Source organism: Roseburia sp. OM03-7AC (assembly GCF_003462625.1).
Classification (GTDB): Bacteria; Bacillota; Clostridia; order Lachnospirales; family Lachnospiraceae; genus Roseburia_C; species Roseburia_C amylophila.
Genome location: NZ_QTZJ01000003.1, coordinates 216,749 through 233,858 on the forward strand (window position 1 = coordinate 216,749; position 17,110 = coordinate 233,858).

Sequence of the window (17,110 nt, forward strand, 5' to 3'; positions counted from 1 at the left end):
TGAAATTTATGTTAAAGACTTTAGCTGCCCAGATTAAAGAATTTAAACGTGATTCCATCTTAACTCCTATCTTTATGATTCTTGAGGTTCTGATGGAAACTTTAATTCCTTTTCTGATGGCTTCCATCATTGATAATGGTGTCAACAAGGGTGACATCCATCACATCTATGTAGTCGGTGCCTGGATGGTCGTTGCTGCATGCTTCTCCCTGTTTGCCGGAATTATGGGTGGAAAATATGGTGCCCGGGCATCCACCGGATTTGCCCGTAACTTAAGGAAATCCATGTTTGAAAATATTCAGACCTTTTCCTTTGCTAACATTGATAAATACAGCACTGCAGGTCTTGTTACCCGTATGACTACTGACGTCACCAACCTGCAGAATGCTTACCAGATGATCCTCCGCATGTGTACGAGAGCACCGGCCAGTCTGATTTGTGCCATGGCAATGTCCTTCTTTATCAGTCCGAAGCTTGCCAGCGTTTATCTGATTGCCGTTATCCTCTTAGGTGGTGTGCTTGCTATCATCATCCGGTTTGCTACCAGATATTTTAATGAAGCTTTTCCAAAATATGATGACTTAAACGCAAGAGTCCAGGAAAATGTTTCCGCTATCCGTGTCGTAAAAGCTTATGTCCGTGAAGACCATGAAGCTTCTACTTTTAAGAAAGCCAGCGGAAATATTTACAAGCTCCTGGTAAAGGCTGAAAATGTTGTTGTTTTCAACGCTCCTGCCATGCAGTTTACGGTATATACCTGTATCCTTTTAATCAGCTGGCTTGGTGCAAAGATGATTGTAAACAGCAGCCTCACTACCGGTGAGCTGATGAGTCTCTTAACCTACTGTATGAATATTCTGATGAGCCTGATGATGCTCTCCATGGTATTTGTCATGATTACCATGAGTGTTGCCAGCGCCCGTCGTGTTTCTGAAGTATTAAACGAAAAGAGTAACTTAAATAACCCAAAGCATCCGGTTATGGAAGTAAAAGACGGAAGCATTACCTTCGACCATGTTACCTTCAGCTACAAAGAAGATGCGGCTGAGCCGGTTCTTTCCGATATCAATCTGTCTATTCATTCCGGTGAAACCATCGGTATCTTAGGCGGAACCGGAAGTTCCAAGTCCAGTCTGGTGAACTTAATCAGTCGTCTGTATGATGTAAATGAAGGCTCTGTCTCCGTTGGCGGCATTGATGTAAGAAAGTATGACCTTGATACCCTGCGTAACCAGGTTGCCGTTGTACTGCAGAAAAACGTGCTTTTCTCCGGTACAATTCTTGATAACCTGCGCTGGGGCGATAAAAATGCTACGGAAGAAGAATGTATCCGTGCCTGCAAATTAGCATGTGCCGATGATTTTATCAACACTTTTCCGGATAAATACAATACATACATCGAACAGGGGGGAACCAACGTATCCGGTGGTCAGAAGCAGCGTCTTTGTATTGCCCGTGCCCTCTTAAAGAAACCGAAAATTCTGATTCTGGATGACAGCACCAGTGCCGTAGATACCGCAACCGATGCAAAAATCCGCAAAGCCTTTGCCGAAGAGATTCCGGGTACAACCAAGCTGATTATTGCCCAGCGAATCTCCAGTGTCCAGAGTGCTGACCGCATTATTGTCTTAGATGAAGGTAAGATTAACGGCTTTGGAACCCACGAAGAATTATTAGCAAATAATGCCATCTACCGTGATGTCTATGAATCCCAGACCGGCGGCGGTGGTGACTTTGATGAGAATGGAGGTGCTCAGTAATGGCTGAAAAAAGGAAAGTAAAGAATCCGGGCAAATTATTCTGCCGTCTGATGGCTTACATTTTCCGGAAATACGGAATTGCCTGCTTCCTGGTACTTGTCTTTATTGTACTAAGTGTTCTTGCCAACACCCAGGGAACCATGTTTATGAAAACCCTGATTGACAGCTATATTATCCCGATTCTGAATTCACCGGATAAGGACTTTGCACCGCTGGCTGCTGCCATCCTTCGTGTTGCATGCTTTTACGGTGTGGGAGTTTTAAGTACCTTTGCTTATTCTAAGATTATGATTTATGTTACGCAGGGTACTTTAAATGATTTGCGAATCGATTTGTTTACCCATATGGAAACACTGCCAATTAAATACTTTGACACGCATGCCCACGGCGATATCATGTCTGTATACACCAATGACATTGATACCCTTCGTCAGATGATCAGCCAGAGTATTCCGCAGTTAATCAACAGTGTCATTACCATTGTCAGTGTACTGATTTACATGATTATCCTGAATATCCCACTGACTGTTCTTACTCTTGTAATGGTTGGTGTCATGCTCCTTGTCACGAAAAATCTTGCCGGGAAAAGTGGTAAATACTTTATCGCTCAGCAGCGTGACCTTGGTGCAACCAATGGTTTTATCGAAGAAATGATGGATGGTCAGAAGGTAATTAAAGTCTTCTGCCACGAAGAAGAAAGTATCGAAGCTTTTAACAAATTAAATGACCAGCTTTTCCGCAGTGCTGACAATGCCAACAAATTTGCCAATATCCTAATGCCGGCAAATGCCCAGATTGGTAACATCAGTTATGTACTCTGTGCCATGGTTGGTGGTGTCCTCGCCTTAAATGGCATCGGTGGATTTACACTGGGCGGACTGGCAAGTTTCTTAACCTTTAACAAGAGTTTTAATATGCCAATCAACCAGGTCAGCCAGCAGTTAAACAGTATTGTTATGGCTATGGCAGGTTCCGAGCGAATCTTCACTCTTTTGGATGAGACACCAGAAACCGATGAAGGTTATGTTACTCTTGTCAATGTAGAAAAAGACGGTGAAAAACTTGTAGAGACTTCCGATACCCGAAGCGGACGCTGGGCCTGGAAACACCAGCATCAGGCAGACGGCTCCATTGACTATGTCGAGTTAAAGGGTGATGTGGTCTTTGATGATGTAGACTTTGGATATAATGATGATAAGATTGTTTTACACAATGTGAAATTATTTGCTACTCCTGGTCAGAAAATTGCTTTTGTCGGCTCTACCGGTGCCGGTAAGACTACCATTACGAACCTGATTAACCGTTTCTATGATATTCAGGATGGTAAAATCCGTTACGACGGTATCAATGTCAACAAGATTAAGAAAGCTGACTTAAGACATTCCCTTGGTATCGTATTGCAGGATACCCACCTCTTTACCGCCAGCGTAATGGAAAATATCCGCTACGGTAAACTGGATGCTACCGATGAAGAAGTTATCGCTGCTGCAAAGCTTGCCAATGCAGATTCCTTTATCCGTCATCTTCCGGATGGTTACAATACCATGCTGACCGGTGATGGTGCCAACTTAAGCCAGGGACAGCGGCAGTTACTTGCCATCGCCCGTGCAGCTGTTGCCAATCCTCCGGTACTGATTCTTGACGAAGCAACCAGCTCCATTGATACCAGAACCGAGCGTATCGTTCAGGATGGCATGGATAAACTGATGGCAGGCAGAACTACCTTTGTAATTGCCCACCGACTCTCCACTGTTAAGAACAGTGACTGCATCATGGTATTAGAGCAGGGCCGCATTATTGAACGGGGCAGCCATGACGAACTGATTTCCCAGAAGGGTAAATATTATCAGTTGTATACCGGACTGCACGGATAAACTTTCTACATGCAGGTTCTGTCATAGACAGTGCTTTATAGCTTCTTAGCAACGTAAAAGACACGAAGTATGTTTCAACCAACTGTTGTTTGTCTGAACATACCTCGTGTCTTCTTTCGTATTCTATGCAATGTCTGCTATGCAAATGGTTTTGCCACAAATTTTCCTTTACAATATCTGGCAAGAATATTCCGGTCATTGCCATCATAGATATACTGCTTATTTTCGAATGAATTTATCATCCTGCGTGGTTTCATCGTCCGATACGTAACGTTCTACTCTCATGTGAAGGTCGTATTTATCCCTCAATGCCGCAATGGTCTGCATCATCGGAGAAGCATGGTGCACATCCAGTGCCTGCTGGCTCTCCCAGCTGTCTATCAGAAGTACTGTTTCCTTATCCTGCAGCGGCTGAAAATATTCATATCTTAAATTGCCCTCTTCCCGGCGGATTGCATCTGCTGTTCCGCTGTTTTCCATCTCCTGAGCAAATTTTAATGCATTTCCATTTTCACCAGTATAATAAAGATTTACTGTTATGCTCATATGCGTCTCCCTCCTGATAATATCCCCATTTTATAAATGTAATATTACAGTTACATTATTTCCAGTCATAAAATTGCAGTTACAAAGTCTCTAAGAAATGAATCATCAGCTTCTTTAATCCCTGCTGCTCTGTTGCAAGTATTACATTCATCAGATTTGCTTCTAACATTCGTTTCATTTTCTTCTTTAATTTCATATGCGTCACTCCTTTTTTAACGGAGCCCGGAATCTATTTTCCGGGCTCCAACATGCTATAAATGCAAGGGACATATGGCGATGTCTTCCTTACAGCCCAAGGATAACATGTTTTCTGTTCTCTGCAACAAGTGTGACGGATTTTGAATGATTGTTTCAAAAGAATCGGCTCTTATGAATGAAATCTTGAAATTTTGTTTCATTTTATTGCTATGATTTTTCTGTATCACACAGGTTCTTTGCACCAATCTCATAATATTGCTTGCTCAGTTTTATATTTTCAGCATAACCGGCAGAAAATTCCATTGCAAACATAACATCCAGAAGGTATTTTGTTGCTGCGGAAAATGCCACTGTCCACAGTCCTTCCATCCGGATACTTCCACACTCTGTCAGTGTTCTTGGTGTCAGCAGAACCTCATCCACATATGCTTTCATCCTGCTTTTGCCCTGGGATGTAATCAGAATGGTTTTTGCTTTTGCCCGATGTAAATCCCTTACCAGTTCCACCAGCTTCTTATTATTTCCGGTATGACTAATCATGATGGACAGATGATTTTCATTATTCTGCAATGCCATCATCCTTTGTATATTATCTTCCGCATAAGTATTTGCCACCTTATCGCAATGGAAGAACTGACTGCAGCCGTAGCGTGCCAGATGTATATTCATATCAAAGGCATAGAAATCAATGTACTTGGCCTCATGCACCATTTTTCCCACCCGCGCCAGCTGATCAATCGTAAGAAGACGCTTTGTCTTTTCAACGGCAAGGGTGTCAATGTCCGCAATCTTATTCCTAATGGTCATGGCATTTTCCTGCTGCTGTATTACAAAATGCTCTGTGGTCGTCTCCTGTCCACCCTCCGTACTCTGCAATTCACTTAGGAAACGCAGCCGGAATTCTCCATAATCCTGGCAGCCGATTTTCCGGCAAAAGCGGCTTACAGCTGCAGTACTGCTATAAGAAACTTCCCCTAACTGCTTTGCTGTCATGGAAATGACAGCCTCCGGATGTTCCATCAGATAATCACGAATATTTCTTTCCCGTTCCGTCAAGTCCTTCCGCTCCTGCATCTGTCGGATAATTTCCATTTGCCATTCTCCTTTTTACGCATTGAATTCATCTAAAATTGCATACAATTCTTCAGCACTAGCTGCCAGATGTGTTGCTCCATGCTCCTTTAAAAATGGAACATCCCGGAATCCCCAGGTCACACTGATGCATGGCATACCGGAATTTGCTGCTGTTGCAATGTCCACATCAGAATCGCCTACATAGACCGCTTCTTCCCTGCTGCTTCCAAGCTCCTTTAACGCCTGCATAACAGTATCAGGTGCGGGTTTCTTACGAATGCCATCTTTTTCTCCAATGGCAACTTCAATCTTTCCTTTAAAATAAATCTGCTGTAATTCCTTTACTGCAAAATCTGCTTTATTTGAAACAATTGCAAGGCGATAGCCCTGTCCCTTTAAGGAAGTAATTATTTCTTCCACGCCCGGATAAAGACAGGTGGTGTCATTACAATGCTCACCATAATATTCTTTAAAAGCTGCAAATACATGCTCAAATTCCGGATTTTCCTCTCCGCCCTCTAACGCACGCTCAATCAGCTTGCGGATGCCATTTCCGACAAATTTCCGGACATCCTCTATACTGTGCTGTGGCTGTCCATATTTTTCCAATGCATAATTGGTTGCATCAGTCAAATCCTTTAATGTGTTTAATAAGGTTCCATCCAAGTCAAAGATAACAGTGTTATATTTTTTCATCCTTCTTCTGCCTTTCTGTCACTTCCCCCGCCCCATAATTAGCAGACAGCAAATGTGAATCATGCGCTGACATTGCTCATGAGAAGCTGTCCTCTTGTAGCCATATAATTTCTGCCGCATTTTCTTTCTCAGACTCCGTGCACACGCAGATGTGGTAATCCGGTATCTCATCATGCTCTGCGAAGTTTACCGGCTGCAGGATGCCTTCCCGGTAAAGTGCTATGCCATCTTTCTTCGGATAAGATGCGATGCCATTCTCCCTCCGGTGAACTGCAATGTTCTTTAATGGAAAGGTAATTCCTTCGCCACTCCATTTTACATAGCTTTCCTTGGCTGTCCAGAGACGTACAAATGCCATTTCTTTATCCGGCTGGCTCTGTATCCATGCCTGCTCGTCCTTTGTGCAGCACTTGTCCAAAAGCGTCTGCTTTAATGCTCTCCGGTGTTCGATGTCAATTCCAACCGGTGCATCAGAAAATACCGCCACTGCATAGTTTCCTGTGTGAGACAGATTAAAATGCAGTCCCTCACAGCCTGCCACCTGCGGCTTGCCATGGGTTCCCATTATAAACTGACAGGCATCTAAATCTATACCATTTTCCCGTAGCCCATAGGAAAGCAGGATGCCTGCAGCAAGACTCCGCAGTCTGTCCTCTTCTTTTTTTATTTTATTTACCTTCTCCCAACGTGTGGGAAGCAATTTTATTTGTTCTTTATATTCCGGATGCTCTTTTAACAGCCGGATATCCATTCCATATATGCTCCACATATTCATATCATAGCACAAATACAAAAAGTTCTCCACATTCTGTTATAAAAAAGAATGTGCCTTGGCGCATTCTCGCGCCTGCGACATCTACCTTATGCGCCGCAGTGTGCATCCTCGCGGAGCATTTTTTACTTTACAAGAAAGCAATTTCCTGTAAAGTAAAAAATCCCCGAGCAAAATACTTCTCTTCCCATAAGAAGCATTTTGCCCGGGGTTCCACTTTTAAACTATGTAATTAGTCCTGATTGATAGTCTCATTTAAGATTCCAGTAATCTCTTTCATGGACTTTTCAAACTCTTCATCATTATTGTTATTGAAAATCAGTAAATCATCTTTTACATTCGGATCATGCAGATCTTCCGGAATCTCAAAGTTACAGGATGCAATATATTCATCCCAGTGCTCTAACTTCCAGTCATCACGGTCAGATGCTCTGGTAATCATTCTCTCATGAACGATTTCCGGATCTGTCTGTACCCAGATTGTTACTAATGTAGCATCTTTCTTTGCCAGCTGGGCTTTCAGACCTTTGATATATTCCATATCACGGATTTCTCTTGTAAATGGTGCATTGATAAGAACCAGATCTTCATACTCTAATGCCTCCAGTGCCAGATTTACGACACATTCATATTCATAATCACGAATGTTCTTCTCAAAGAAATCACTGCTTCTATTATATGGCTGTCCAGCCACTACAAAAATCTGTTTTGATAATGTAATTAAAGTATCTTTATCCAGATATACAATATGATTTAATCTCTTTGCCAGTTCTTTTGAAATATATGTTTTCCCGCAAGCTGGCGGCGATGTTACGATAATCAGTTTCTTGCTCATTTCTACTTCTTCCTCCGTATTGCCTGTTCATTTTTCCCTCTATTATAAAACAGGTTTTCCGATAGAACAAGGGGTTTTTTTTACTTTTTTTCCTATTTTTTCGTAAATATGCAATATTTTTTAAGATAATAACAGCCGTTTATCTTAGAATTTCTCCGTTGCCTTCGATTACTTTTTTGTACCAGTAAAAGGATTTCTTTTTGGTTCTCTTCAAGTTTCCTTTCCTTCATATCGTTCCAGTATAATTTCAAGGCTTTCATCTTTTTCCTCTTATCCCTGTACTTTTATATGGTTCTTGTCTGTCTCTGATAGCAGAATGGGTCTACCGGATTCTTTCCCTTAAAGGACGACTCGCCATTTATTTTCTTTGCCAGCATTTCAACGTTAAATTCATTGGCTGTATATGCATTGATAAAGGTCTCTATCATCGGCACATCCTGTATATGATACGGATTTGCAATGGAGATAAACATGGTCGGAATCTCATGGACAAACCATGGTGCATCATAGCCGATTGGTGGCCTCCCACTGCCGGTTTTCCGCTGGCACTGATGGCATCTCCTAATACGATGGTCAGTACCTTCTTATATTTATCCTTAGAAAGTGGCAGAAGATTCTGCTCATCCTTTACCAGTGTAATTGCTTTATCGGATACCTGATATGCCATGTCAATATGCTTCTTACAACGCAAAATATCAAGGGCAGACTCATCCGGAATCAGAGTATGCGATTTCTGTTTCTCATGCAGCTTCAAAGATGCTTTTGTTGCCAAAATATAAGTAACCGCCTCATTCAGACGTTCTTCTGAAAGTATGCCACTCTTAACTGCCTCTAAAACAGTCTCGTAACCCTCTTTCAGATTCTTCGTAAATAAAAGCATGTCACAGCCTGCATTGATGAATTTCGGAAGCAGCTCTTTACGTCTTCCGGCACAGCCAAAGCCTACCATATTGGTGGCATCTGTAGTAATCATTCCGTTGAAACCAAGCTTTCCTCTTAACAATCCCTGTAGCATTTCTTTGGATAATGATGCCATATGCAAAAAAATGCCCTTTTTCCACACAAATTTGATTTGCACATTTATTTTATCCGGTGTATATTTTTACTGAACTACCAAAAGAAAGAAGGTCGAAAAAATGGAACACATTGCAAGAAATGATGCTTTTGCATTACTGAAAAAATATAACAAAGACCCTTTTCATATTCAGCATGCGCTTACGGTTGAAGCTGTTATGAAATGGTATGCCAATGAATTAGGCTATGGTGAGGATGCTGAATACTGGGGTATCGTGGGACTGCTTCACGATATCGACTTCGAATTATATCCTGCCGAGCATTGTCTTAAGGCTCCGGAATTGTTAAAGGATGGCGGCGTTTCGGATGACATTATTCATGCGGTCTGCTCCCACGGCTACGGCATTACTGTAGAATGTGGCACAACCATTGACGTGGAACCGGTTCACGAAATGGAAAAGGTTTTATTTGCCGCAGACGAATTAACCGGTCTTATCTGGGCCGCCGCACTGATGCGTCCATCCAAGAGCACGAAAGATATGGAATTAAAATCCTTAAAGAAGAAATATAAGAGCAAAGGCTTTGCTGCCGGATGCTCCCGTGAAGTCATTGAACGTGGTGCCGCACAGCTTGGCTGGGACTTAGAGAAACTGCTTACCATGACTTTACAGGCAATGGCGGCAACCGAAGATGAAATCAAGGCGGAAATAGAAGCGGAATAATTTTTCTGTCTTGCTCCTGCACTCTTCCTATGTTAAAATGTGAAAAAGCATATATTATACAATCTATATGGCACTTTCTATAGTTCAAATCCGGTTCTGCATAGAACCCCGCATTTCTGTATCTATCTATGCTTTTGATTCACTATTTAACTAAAAAGCAGGAGCGATACAGTATGGAAATACCTGCCATTATTCGATAGCAGGTAATCTTTTGCCACTGGATATGATATTTATTTTCTATTGCTGCTTATCCTCCTGCCACACACAAGGAGGACTTGCCTATGACAGGAAAAGCACATGAAACAACGAAACGCACACCGGTGGCGAACCGCAAATTTAAGGACACTGTTTTCCGGATGCTGTTTTCGGATAAGGAAGCACTATTATCCCTTTACAATGCAATTAATAACAGTCATTACACGGATTCCGGTGCCCTTGAAATTGTAACCCTGGAAAATGCCATTTACATGGGAATGAAGAACGATCTGGCTTTTATTCTGGACATGAATCTCTATCTATACGAGCATCAGTCCACAATGAATCCAAATATTCCGCTTCGGGATTTATTCTACATCGCAGTGGAATACCAGAAGCTTGTGGATAAGAAATCCCTGTATTCTTCTGCACTACAAAAAATTCCAAATCCCCATTTTATTGTATTTTATAATGGAAGCACACCGATAGATGATTGCTATACCAGCCGTTTGTCAGATGCTTTTTATCATGCAACCGACAATCCATCGTTGGAACTTATTGTTACTACATTCAATGTAAACGCAGGACACAACACCAAGTTAATGTCCCATTGCCAGATTTTAAAGGAATATTCCATTTATGTTGCAAAGGTTCGTTCCTTTGCAGAACAGATGCCTTTGGATGATGCCGTACAAAAGGCTGTCACCGAATGCATTCAGGAAAATATTCTGGCAGATTTTCTTAGGAAGAATCAGGCGGAGGTAATTGCTATGAGTATTTTTGAATATGATAAAGTTGAAGAAGAGAAAAAACTGAGAAAAGCCGAATTTGACGCCGGTGTTGAACAGGGATTAAAGCAGGGTGTTGCCCAGGGAATTGAGCAAGGATTAAAGCAGGCTTCTACCGATACCGCCCTTCGTCTATTAAAAACAGGAAAGTTTGATGCGAAGGAAATAGCAGAACTTTGTAATCTTCCTTTAGAGGACGTTACTGCACTCATGAAATAACTTTTATATTACATAAATATTTGATACCCATAGAACCTGCCACCGGCAGCTCAAGAAACCCGCAGACCACCTGTTTTCAAACAGATAATCTGCGGGTTTCCTATTGCTTACTGGTACTTGCTGGTTGCCTTCAGCCGGGTCAGGGCACGGGATAAGGATGCTCTGGAATGATAGTATTCCTGGATGCTCTGCTTCTGCCGCATCTGCTCCTCGGCACGCTCTTTTGCTTCTCTGGCACGGGCAACGTCAATCTCTTCCGGACGCTCTGCAGTTTCTACCAGAAGTGTCACACGGTTGTTGACGATTTCCACAAAACCCATGCCAACTACTGCATATTCCCAATTTGCAGTACCTTCCGGCTGAAAACGCATTTCACCTTCATCAATGGCAATGACCATATCTTCATGGTGTGCTAAAATCTCTTTCTGTCCGTCATATTCCGGAACAATCAGAGAACGGCATCTGCCGGCATAGAATACCCGGTTTGCTGCAATTATTTTTAAATAAAATGTATTTCCTGCCATACCTGTACCTCTATTCTAAAGATGATAGCTCCTATGCATTCTGGTGTTCCATCTCTTCTGCTTTACGGATAACGTCTTCTACTGTTCCTACGTTGAAGAATGCATTTTCCGGATACTGATCCATATCACCATCGATGATTGCCTTGAATCCTCGAATGGTTTCAGCTAATGGAACGTAAACACCCTTTACACCAGTAAAGTTCTCTGCTACATGGAACGGCTGTGATAAGAATTTCTGAATCTTTCTTGCCCGATATACCAGTAACTTATCCTCATCTGCCAGCTCTTCCATACCAAGAATTGCGATGATATCCTGTAACTCTTTGTATTTCTGCAGAATCTCCTGTACTTTCCGGGCTACCTGATAATGTTCTTCTCCAACGATGTCTGCCTCTAAGATACGGGATGTAGATTCCAGCGGGTCTACTGCCGGATAAATACCCTGCTCTACAATCTTTCTGGAAAGTACGGTGGTCGCATCCAGATGCGCGAAAGTAGTAGCCGGTGCCGGGTCAGTTAAATCGTCTGCCGGTACATAGACTGCCTGAACGGATGTAACCGAACCATTCTTTGTAGATGCAATACGCTCCTGCAATTCACCCATTTCAGTTGCCAGTGTCGGCTGATATCCTACTGCGGAAGGCATACGTCCTAACAATGCAGATACCTCAGAACCTGCCTGTGTAAAACGGAAAATATTGTCAATGAAAAGAAGCACATTCTGGTGTTTCTCATCACGGAAATATTCTGCCATGGTAAGTCCGGTCTCAGCCACACGCATACGTGCTCCAGGCGGCTCGTTCATCTGACCGAACACTAAGGCCGTCTTCTCTAATACACCGGATTCCTTCATTTCTGTCCAGAGGTCATTACCCTCACGGGAACGTTCTCCAACACCGGTGAAAATAGAATATCCACCATGCTCTGTTGCAATATTACTGATTAACTCCTGAATCAATACGGTTTTACCTACTCCGGCTCCACCGAACAATCCAATCTTACCACCTTTTGCATATGGTGCCAAAAGGTCGATAACTTTAATACCGGTCTCTAAGATTTCTTCTGCCGGATTCTGGTCTTCAAATGCCGGTGGTTCACGATGAATGACCCATTCCGGTGCATCCTTCAATGGTTCGCCACCATCGATTGCTTCTCCTAATACGTTGAACAGTCTTCCCAGTGTCTGCTCTCCGACCGGAGTTTTTATTCCGCTTCCTGTAGCGGTTACTTCCATATCACGGCAAAGTCCCTCACTGGAAGCTAACATAATACAACGTACCATATGATTTCCGATATGCTGTGCCACTTCCATGATGCACTTCTTATCGCCGTTTTTCACTTCAAGGGCGTCTTTGATTGCCGGCAATTCTTCGTCTTCAAATGAGACATCCACTACCGGGCCTAACACCTGTATGATTTTTCCTGTCTTCATGAAAAAGCCTCCTTATCACTGCCTCTTTTTCCGTTTCTGAGCTTTCGCTCCTGCAATGACCTCGGTTATTTCCTGGGTAATTGCTGCCTGTCTTGCACGATTATATAAGATATCCAGCTCATGGAGCATATCTTTGGCACTTTTGGTTGCTGCCTCCATTGCCATCATTCTTGCGTTCTGCTCGCAGGAATAAGACTCAACTAACGCTCCATAGATGAAACCAACTACATAATCCGGTACAATTCGATCCATCACCGCCTCCGGAGATGGTTTCAATGCCAGTTCCTCCATCGGAATATCTGCAGGCAGTTTCACGTTAAAACTTGCTTTCTTCAGTGGGAGCAGCTGTCTGATCTGTGTCTCCTCCTGAATTGCATTGACCATGCTGGTATAGATGATATAGACTTCATCTAACTCTTCTTTCCGATACAGCTCCAGAAGTTCCTCTGCAATATTTCTTGCACGGTTCAGTGTCGGATTCTGTACGGTATAGTGGAACTGCTTATCAATCTCAATTCCACGCTGTTCAAAATAGTGACGGCCTAACTCACCTAATACAAACAGTTTGTTATTTTTATGTGCTTTCAAATGCTCCTCTGCAAGCTTTAATACATTATGGTTATAGGAGCCTGCCAGACCCTTATCTGCCGTAATAACAATATAACCTACCATCCGTTCTTCCGGCTTTTTCTCTTCGTTGGTCTTAAAATAAATGTCCTCAATATCCGGAAGATGTCTTAAGATTCTGCTCATTTCCGACTGCAGGGTAAAGAAATAAGGTTCTGTGTCAGAAAGCATTTTCTTTGATTTCTTCAGCTTCGAGGAAGAAATCATATACATTGCATTGGTAATCTTCAATGTATCATTGATACTCTTCATCCGATCCTGAATTTCCTTTGCATTTGCCATAACAACACCTGCTCATTCCTATTGATTTCTACTGTCTTCGAATTCTTTTGCAGCCGCAACAATCTTATCGGTCAGTTCATCGGAAAGCACTCTGGTTTCTTCGATTTCCCTGCCGATTTCCGGATGCTTCAAATCCATATATTCAAGAATCTCATTCTGATACTGTTTTACATTCTTTGTTTCTACTTTATCAAATACACCATGGTTTGCCATACACAGTGTCTCTACCTGCTCATGCAGGGAAAGCGGATGGCAGAGTGGCTGTTTTAAAAGCTCCATCAATGCTTTTCCATGCTGTAACTGTGCCTTAGTCATATCATCAAGGTCCGATGCAAACTGGGTAAATACTTCCATCTCACGATACTGTGCCAGGTCGATACGGATACTTCCGGATGCCTTCTTCATTGCCTTGGTCTGTGCAGCACCACCGACACGGGATACGGACAAACCAACGTTGACTGCCGGACGCATACCTGAGAAGAAAAGGTTACTCTCTAAGAAAATCTGTCCGTCTGTAATGGAAATGACGTTGGTCGGAATATATGCGGATACATCTCCTGCCTGTGTCTCAATGATTGGCAGTGCGGTAATGGAACCTCCGCCCAATTCATCACTTAAACGGCTGGAACGCTCTAACAATCTGGAATGTAAGTAGAATACGTCACCAGGATAAGCTTCACGTCCCGGAGAACGCTCTAACAACAGAGAAATTGCACGATATGCTACCGCATGTTTGGATAAATCATCATATACGATTAACACATCTTTTCCCTGATGCATAAAGTACTCTGCCATTGCAGTTCCTGCATATGGTGCGATGTACTGCATGGATGCTGGATCACTTGCAGTTGAGGAAACCACAATGGAATAATCCATTGCATCATGCTTGGTCAGTGTAGATACGATTTTTGCTACACTGGACGCCTTCTGGCCGATGGCAACATAGATACAGATTACTCCTTTGCCTTTCTGGTTAATGATGGTATCTGTCGCAATGGAGGTCTTTCCGGTCTGACGGTCTCCGATAATTAACTCTCGCTGTCCTCTACCAATTGGGAACATGGAGTCAATGGACAAGATTCCTGTTTCCATTGGTGTATTTACTGATTTACGTTCTACAATGCCCGGTGCTTCCTCTTCGATTGGACGATAATCATCTTCCTTAATCTCGCCCTTTCCATCAATCGGCTCACCTAATGCATTAATGATTCTTCCAACAAAGCCTTCCCCTACCGGGATTCCAGCCTTCTTCTTTGTACGAACTACTTTGGTTCCTTCTTTGATTCCGGTATCGCGGCCGAATAAAATAACACCAATTTCATTCTGTCTGATATCCTGTACCATTCCTTTTACACCATTATCAAATACTACGATTTCGCCATACATTGCATGGTCGATTCCGTAAATGGTTGCAATTCCGTCACCGACCCAGATTACGGAACCGGTTTCACGACTGGATTCATCCCAGTCAAATTCTTCTATCTCGCTTTGGATAATCGAGATTATGTCTGCAGCACTAATTGCACCCACAGGCTTCACCTCCCTGTTAATTTTCTTTCCAACTGACGTAAGCGGCCTTCATAGCTTCTGTCATATTCTTTATGATGAACCTTGATGACATATCCGCCCAGAAGACTCTCATCTTCTTTTTCTGTCAGAACAATCTCACAGTCCGGATATTTTTCCGTAAGAATCTTTCTTGCCTCTGCTTCTTCCTGTGGCTTTGGTGTACCTACACAGGTCAGTTCTGCACGCAGGATATGATTCTGTCTGTCCCAATAGAGATAAAATGCTTCCAGTATATCGCTGATTTCTTCGATATAACCCAGTCTGCACATCACTTTGGTATAATTTACAAGCACTTTGGATAATCCTGCATTCTGATATACTTTCTCTATTATGGCATCTTTCTTATGTATGGAAATTACCGGGCTTGTAAGAACCTTAAGCAGTTCCGGTGTAAGCTCATACAGCTTACGAAGGGTATCTGCTTCCTGTCTTGTGGCACCCAGCCGATACAATACCTTTGCGTTATTTACTGCTTCCTGTGTCATGAGCATCACCTGTTTTCATAATTTTCCGTGCAGCGATGACTGCCAGTTTGGCAATCTCAGCCTGAGCTGCCTGCTGTGCCTTTTCCTGCTCGTTTGCAATATCTTCCTTGGCTTTTTCTAACATATGCTCAGTCTCTTCCCGGGTCTTCTCTACCGAGCGTGCATGCTCTTCTTCTGCTCTTGCTCTGGCATCAATAATAATCTGGTCTGCCTCCGTTCTTGCATCCGATAAGCGTTCTTCATAATCTGCCTTTAATTTTCTGGCATCTTCTTCGCTTTTCTTTGCATCGTCGAACTGCTTCTTTACCATTTCTTCTCTTGCCTCAATCACATTCATGACTCTCTGATAAAGAAATTTACGAAAGACTACATATAATACCAGCAGATTTACAACGGTCCATAAGATATTCCAAAAATTAATGCTAAGCATTTCCCGTACCTGCCTTTCTATAATCTTTCTTTATTATTTTAAGAAGAGGATGATTAACAATGCGATAACGAATCCGTAAATAGCAGTTGCCTCTGCCAATGCACATCCAAGAAGAAGTGATTTGCTGATTTTGCTCTCTGCTTCCGGCTGTCTTGCAATTGCATCTACTGCGGATGATGTTGCTTTTCCAATTCCAAGTCCTGCTCCAATACCTGTTAATACTGCGATACCTGCTCCGATTGCTACTAATAATGTTGATGACATAATATGCACTCCTTTTCTTTTCTACTTTTTTGTTTCTCTTTTTGTTTTTTCTTCCCTATTCGGTTGCTTCTTTGACGAACAATGCGGTCAGAAATACGAATACATATGCCTGAATCAATCCGTCAAAAATGTCAAAATAACAGCTAAATACTGCTGGCAGAATTGCCGGTACTACCATTTTCAGCAATTCCATAATGACAAATGAACCTAATACATTTCCAAAAAGTCGCATACACAGCGACAATGGTTTGATAAAGACCTCCAGAATATTGATTGGAAGTACTACCGGCATCGGCTCTGCAAAACTCTTAAGCCAGCCCTTCGTTCCTTTCCTGCGGATACCCGCCATCTCAATCAATATGATACTCATCAGGGACAATGCTGCGGTAACATTCATATCCTTGGTCGGTGGTTTAAATCCCAGCAGACCGATTAAGTTGGCAATTCCAATATAGATTGCCACCGTCATAAGATAAGGAATATACTGCTTTCCATTTTCACCTATGGTATCCCGGAAGAAGTTATTCAACCCGTTTACAGCCGTTTCCAGAATAATCTGTCTGCGTCCCGGATGTTCCACACTTAAGTTCCTGGTCAGGAGTATGCACAGCACAATAACTACTGCCATGATAATCCAGGTTACTACTACGGATTCATAAATGGGAATGCCTCCGAATATCGGAATTGTAAATACCGTTTCACAGTTCAATTCTTCCATCAGGCTATTTACCAGAGCATCCATCTGTCTCACTTCCTTCTGCTGCTCTAAGGCATTTTTAAATCGTTAAAATTCTAACAAGAAAA

General features: G+C 42.5%; 19 protein-coding genes. 4 read left to right on the forward strand and 15 right to left on the reverse strand.

Translation table 11 applies throughout. The annotated features are described in order from the left end of the window. Positions 1–8: 8 nt before the first annotated feature. Complete coding sequence (locus tag DXB39_RS09070; protein WP_117841563.1) at positions 9–1,760, forward strand: ABC transporter ATP-binding protein; 1,752 nt, start codon at positions 9–11, stop codon at positions 1,758–1,760. Continuing rightward, positions 1,760–3,634, forward strand: a complete 1,875-nt coding sequence (locus DXB39_RS09075) for an ABC transporter ATP-binding protein (protein ID WP_117841562.1) — start codon at positions 1,760–1,762, stop codon at positions 3,632–3,634. Before DXB39_RS09070 ends, DXB39_RS09075 begins: the two co-directional genes overlap by 1 nt. Before the next feature lie 219 nt (positions 3,635–3,853). Here the strand turns inward: DXB39_RS09075 and DXB39_RS09080 are convergent, their stop codons facing one another. From DXB39_RS09080 to DXB39_RS09105, 7 genes are all read right to left on the reverse strand, one after another. Continuing rightward, complete coding sequence (locus DXB39_RS09080) at positions 3,854–4,180, reverse strand: putative quinol monooxygenase (protein ID WP_117697819.1); 327 nt, start codon at positions 4,178–4,180, stop codon at positions 3,854–3,856. A 405-nt stretch (positions 4,181–4,585) separates the two neighbouring features. After that, positions 4,586–5,470: a MurR/RpiR family transcriptional regulator gene (locus DXB39_RS09085; RefSeq protein WP_117841561.1), complete on the reverse strand. Its 885-nt coding sequence runs from the start codon at positions 5,468–5,470 to the stop codon at positions 4,586–4,588. A gap of 15 nt (positions 5,471–5,485) precedes the next feature. Beyond that, on the reverse strand, positions 5,486–6,148 hold the full coding sequence (locus DXB39_RS09090) for an HAD family hydrolase (protein ID WP_022243504.1): 663 nt from the start codon (positions 6,146–6,148) through the stop codon (positions 5,486–5,488). Positions 6,149–6,224: 76 nt separating this feature from the next. Further along, a complete protein-coding gene (locus DXB39_RS09095) occupies positions 6,225–6,899 on the reverse strand; it encodes a 4'-phosphopantetheinyl transferase family protein (protein WP_158567853.1) in 675 nt (224 codons plus the stop codon). Positions 6,900–7,152: 253 nt separating this feature from the next. Beyond that, complete coding sequence (locus DXB39_RS09100; protein ID WP_117697827.1) at positions 7,153–7,755, reverse strand: AAA family ATPase; 603 nt, start codon at positions 7,753–7,755, stop codon at positions 7,153–7,155. 284 nt (positions 7,756–8,039) lie between these two features. Continuing rightward, the gene (locus DXB39_RS14655) at positions 8,040–8,183 is read right to left on the reverse strand and encodes a hypothetical protein (RefSeq protein WP_158565983.1); all 144 of its coding nucleotides are present in this window, start codon (positions 8,181–8,183) and stop codon (positions 8,040–8,042) included. Continuing rightward, entirely contained in the window at positions 8,180–8,791 is a 612-nt protein-coding gene (locus tag DXB39_RS09105; protein ID WP_117841559.1) for a glycoside hydrolase family 3 N-terminal domain-containing protein, read from the reverse strand. The genes DXB39_RS14655 and DXB39_RS09105 overlap by 4 nt, the downstream gene beginning before the upstream one ends. Positions 8,792–8,891: 100 nt before the next feature. On the opposite strand from DXB39_RS09105, the gene DXB39_RS09110 reads away from it, so the two are divergent. Both DXB39_RS09110 and DXB39_RS09115 read left to right on the forward strand, forming a co-directional pair. After that, positions 8,892–9,491: an HD domain-containing protein gene (locus DXB39_RS09110; protein WP_117841558.1), complete on the forward strand. Its 600-nt coding sequence runs from the start codon at positions 8,892–8,894 to the stop codon at positions 9,489–9,491. 281 nt (positions 9,492–9,772) lie between these two features. Continuing rightward, positions 9,773–10,693, forward strand: a complete 921-nt coding sequence (locus DXB39_RS09115) for a hypothetical protein (protein ID WP_117841557.1) — start codon at positions 9,773–9,775, stop codon at positions 10,691–10,693. 107 nt (positions 10,694–10,800) lie between these two features. Here DXB39_RS09115 and atpC read toward each other — a convergent pair whose 3' ends face one another. The 8 genes from atpC to DXB39_RS09155 are packed head-to-tail and all read right to left on the reverse strand — an operon-like array spanning position 10,801 to position 17,048. Next, positions 10,801–11,217, reverse strand: a complete 417-nt coding sequence (gene atpC / locus DXB39_RS09120) for an ATP synthase F1 subunit epsilon (protein WP_117699298.1) — start codon at positions 11,215–11,217, stop codon at positions 10,801–10,803. A 31-nt stretch (positions 11,218–11,248) separates the two neighbouring features. Continuing rightward, positions 11,249–12,649, reverse strand: a complete 1,401-nt coding sequence (gene atpD, locus DXB39_RS09125) for a F0F1 ATP synthase subunit beta (RefSeq protein WP_117841556.1) — start codon at positions 12,647–12,649, stop codon at positions 11,249–11,251. Positions 12,650–12,664: 15 nt separating this feature from the next. Then, a complete protein-coding gene (gene atpG / locus DXB39_RS09130; protein ID WP_022243512.1) occupies positions 12,665–13,558 on the reverse strand; it encodes an ATP synthase F1 subunit gamma in 894 nt (297 codons plus the stop codon). 18 nt (positions 13,559–13,576) lie between these two features. After that, on the reverse strand, positions 13,577–15,097 hold the full coding sequence (atpA, locus tag DXB39_RS09135; protein ID WP_442969662.1) for a F0F1 ATP synthase subunit alpha: 1,521 nt from the start codon (positions 15,095–15,097) through the stop codon (positions 13,577–13,579). Continuing rightward, positions 15,094–15,612, reverse strand: a complete 519-nt coding sequence (gene atpH, locus DXB39_RS09140; RefSeq protein ID WP_117841554.1) for an ATP synthase F1 subunit delta — start codon at positions 15,610–15,612, stop codon at positions 15,094–15,096. Before atpH ends, atpA begins: the two co-directional genes overlap by 4 nt. Further along, the gene (atpF, locus tag DXB39_RS09145) at positions 15,590–16,042 is read right to left on the reverse strand and encodes a F0F1 ATP synthase subunit B (RefSeq protein WP_117841553.1); all 453 of its coding nucleotides are present in this window, start codon (positions 16,040–16,042) and stop codon (positions 15,590–15,592) included. Before atpF ends, atpH begins: the two co-directional genes overlap by 23 nt. A 33-nt stretch (positions 16,043–16,075) precedes the next feature. Continuing rightward, on the reverse strand, positions 16,076–16,306 hold the full coding sequence (gene atpE / locus DXB39_RS09150; RefSeq protein ID WP_012743658.1) for an ATP synthase F0 subunit C: 231 nt from the start codon (positions 16,304–16,306) through the stop codon (positions 16,076–16,078). A gap of 55 nt (positions 16,307–16,361) precedes the next feature. Continuing rightward, a complete protein-coding gene (locus tag DXB39_RS09155; RefSeq protein WP_117698228.1) occupies positions 16,362–17,048 on the reverse strand; it encodes a F0F1 ATP synthase subunit A in 687 nt (228 codons plus the stop codon). Positions 17,049–17,110: the final 62 nt, after the last annotated feature.

Coding starts and splice junctions, on each gene's coding strand:
- DXB39_RS09070 (WP_117841563.1), top strand. CDS start 9: ATGTTAAAGACTTTAGCTGCCCAGATTAAAGAATTTAAACGTGATTCC.
- DXB39_RS09075 (WP_117841562.1), top strand. CDS start 1,760: ATGGCTGAAAAAAGGAAAGTAAAGAATCCGGGCAAATTATTCTGCCGT.
- DXB39_RS09080 (WP_117697819.1), bottom strand. CDS start 4,180: ATGAGCATAACAGTAAATCTTTATTATACTGGTGAAAATGGAAATGCA.
- DXB39_RS09085 (WP_117841561.1), bottom strand. CDS start 5,470: ATGGAAATTATCCGACAGATGCAGGAGCGGAAGGACTTGACGGAACGG.
- DXB39_RS09090 (WP_022243504.1), bottom strand. CDS start 6,148: ATGAAAAAATATAACACTGTTATCTTTGACTTGGATGGAACCTTATTA.
- DXB39_RS09095 (WP_158567853.1), bottom strand. CDS start 6,899: ATGGATATCCGGCTGTTAAAAGAGCATCCGGAATATAAAGAACAAATA.
- DXB39_RS09100 (WP_117697827.1), bottom strand. CDS start 7,755: ATGAGCAAGAAACTGATTATCGTAACATCGCCGCCAGCTTGCGGGAAA.
- DXB39_RS14655 (WP_158565983.1), bottom strand. CDS start 8,183: ATGATAGAGACCTTTATCAATGCATATACAGCCAATGAATTTAACGTT.
- DXB39_RS09105 (WP_117841559.1), bottom strand. CDS start 8,791: ATGGCATCATTATCCAAAGAAATGCTACAGGGATTGTTAAGAGGAAAG.
- DXB39_RS09110 (WP_117841558.1), top strand. CDS start 8,892: ATGGAACACATTGCAAGAAATGATGCTTTTGCATTACTGAAAAAATAT.
- DXB39_RS09115 (WP_117841557.1), top strand. CDS start 9,773: ATGACAGGAAAAGCACATGAAACAACGAAACGCACACCGGTGGCGAAC.
- atpC (WP_117699298.1), bottom strand. CDS start 11,217: ATGGCAGGAAATACATTTTATTTAAAAATAATTGCAGCAAACCGGGTA.
- atpD (WP_117841556.1), bottom strand. CDS start 12,649: ATGAAGACAGGAAAAATCATACAGGTGTTAGGCCCGGTAGTGGATGTC.
- atpG (WP_022243512.1), bottom strand. CDS start 13,558: ATGGCAAATGCAAAGGAAATTCAGGATCGGATGAAGAGTATCAATGAT.
- atpH (WP_117841554.1), bottom strand. CDS start 15,612: ATGACACAGGAAGCAGTAAATAACGCAAAGGTATTGTATCGGCTGGGT.
- atpF (WP_117841553.1), bottom strand. CDS start 16,042: ATGCTTAGCATTAATTTTTGGAATATCTTATGGACCGTTGTAAATCTG.
- atpE (WP_012743658.1), bottom strand. CDS start 16,306: ATGTCATCAACATTATTAGTAGCAATCGGAGCAGGTATCGCAGTATTA.
- DXB39_RS09155 (WP_117698228.1), bottom strand. CDS start 17,048: ATGGATGCTCTGGTAAATAGCCTGATGGAAGAATTGAACTGTGAAACG.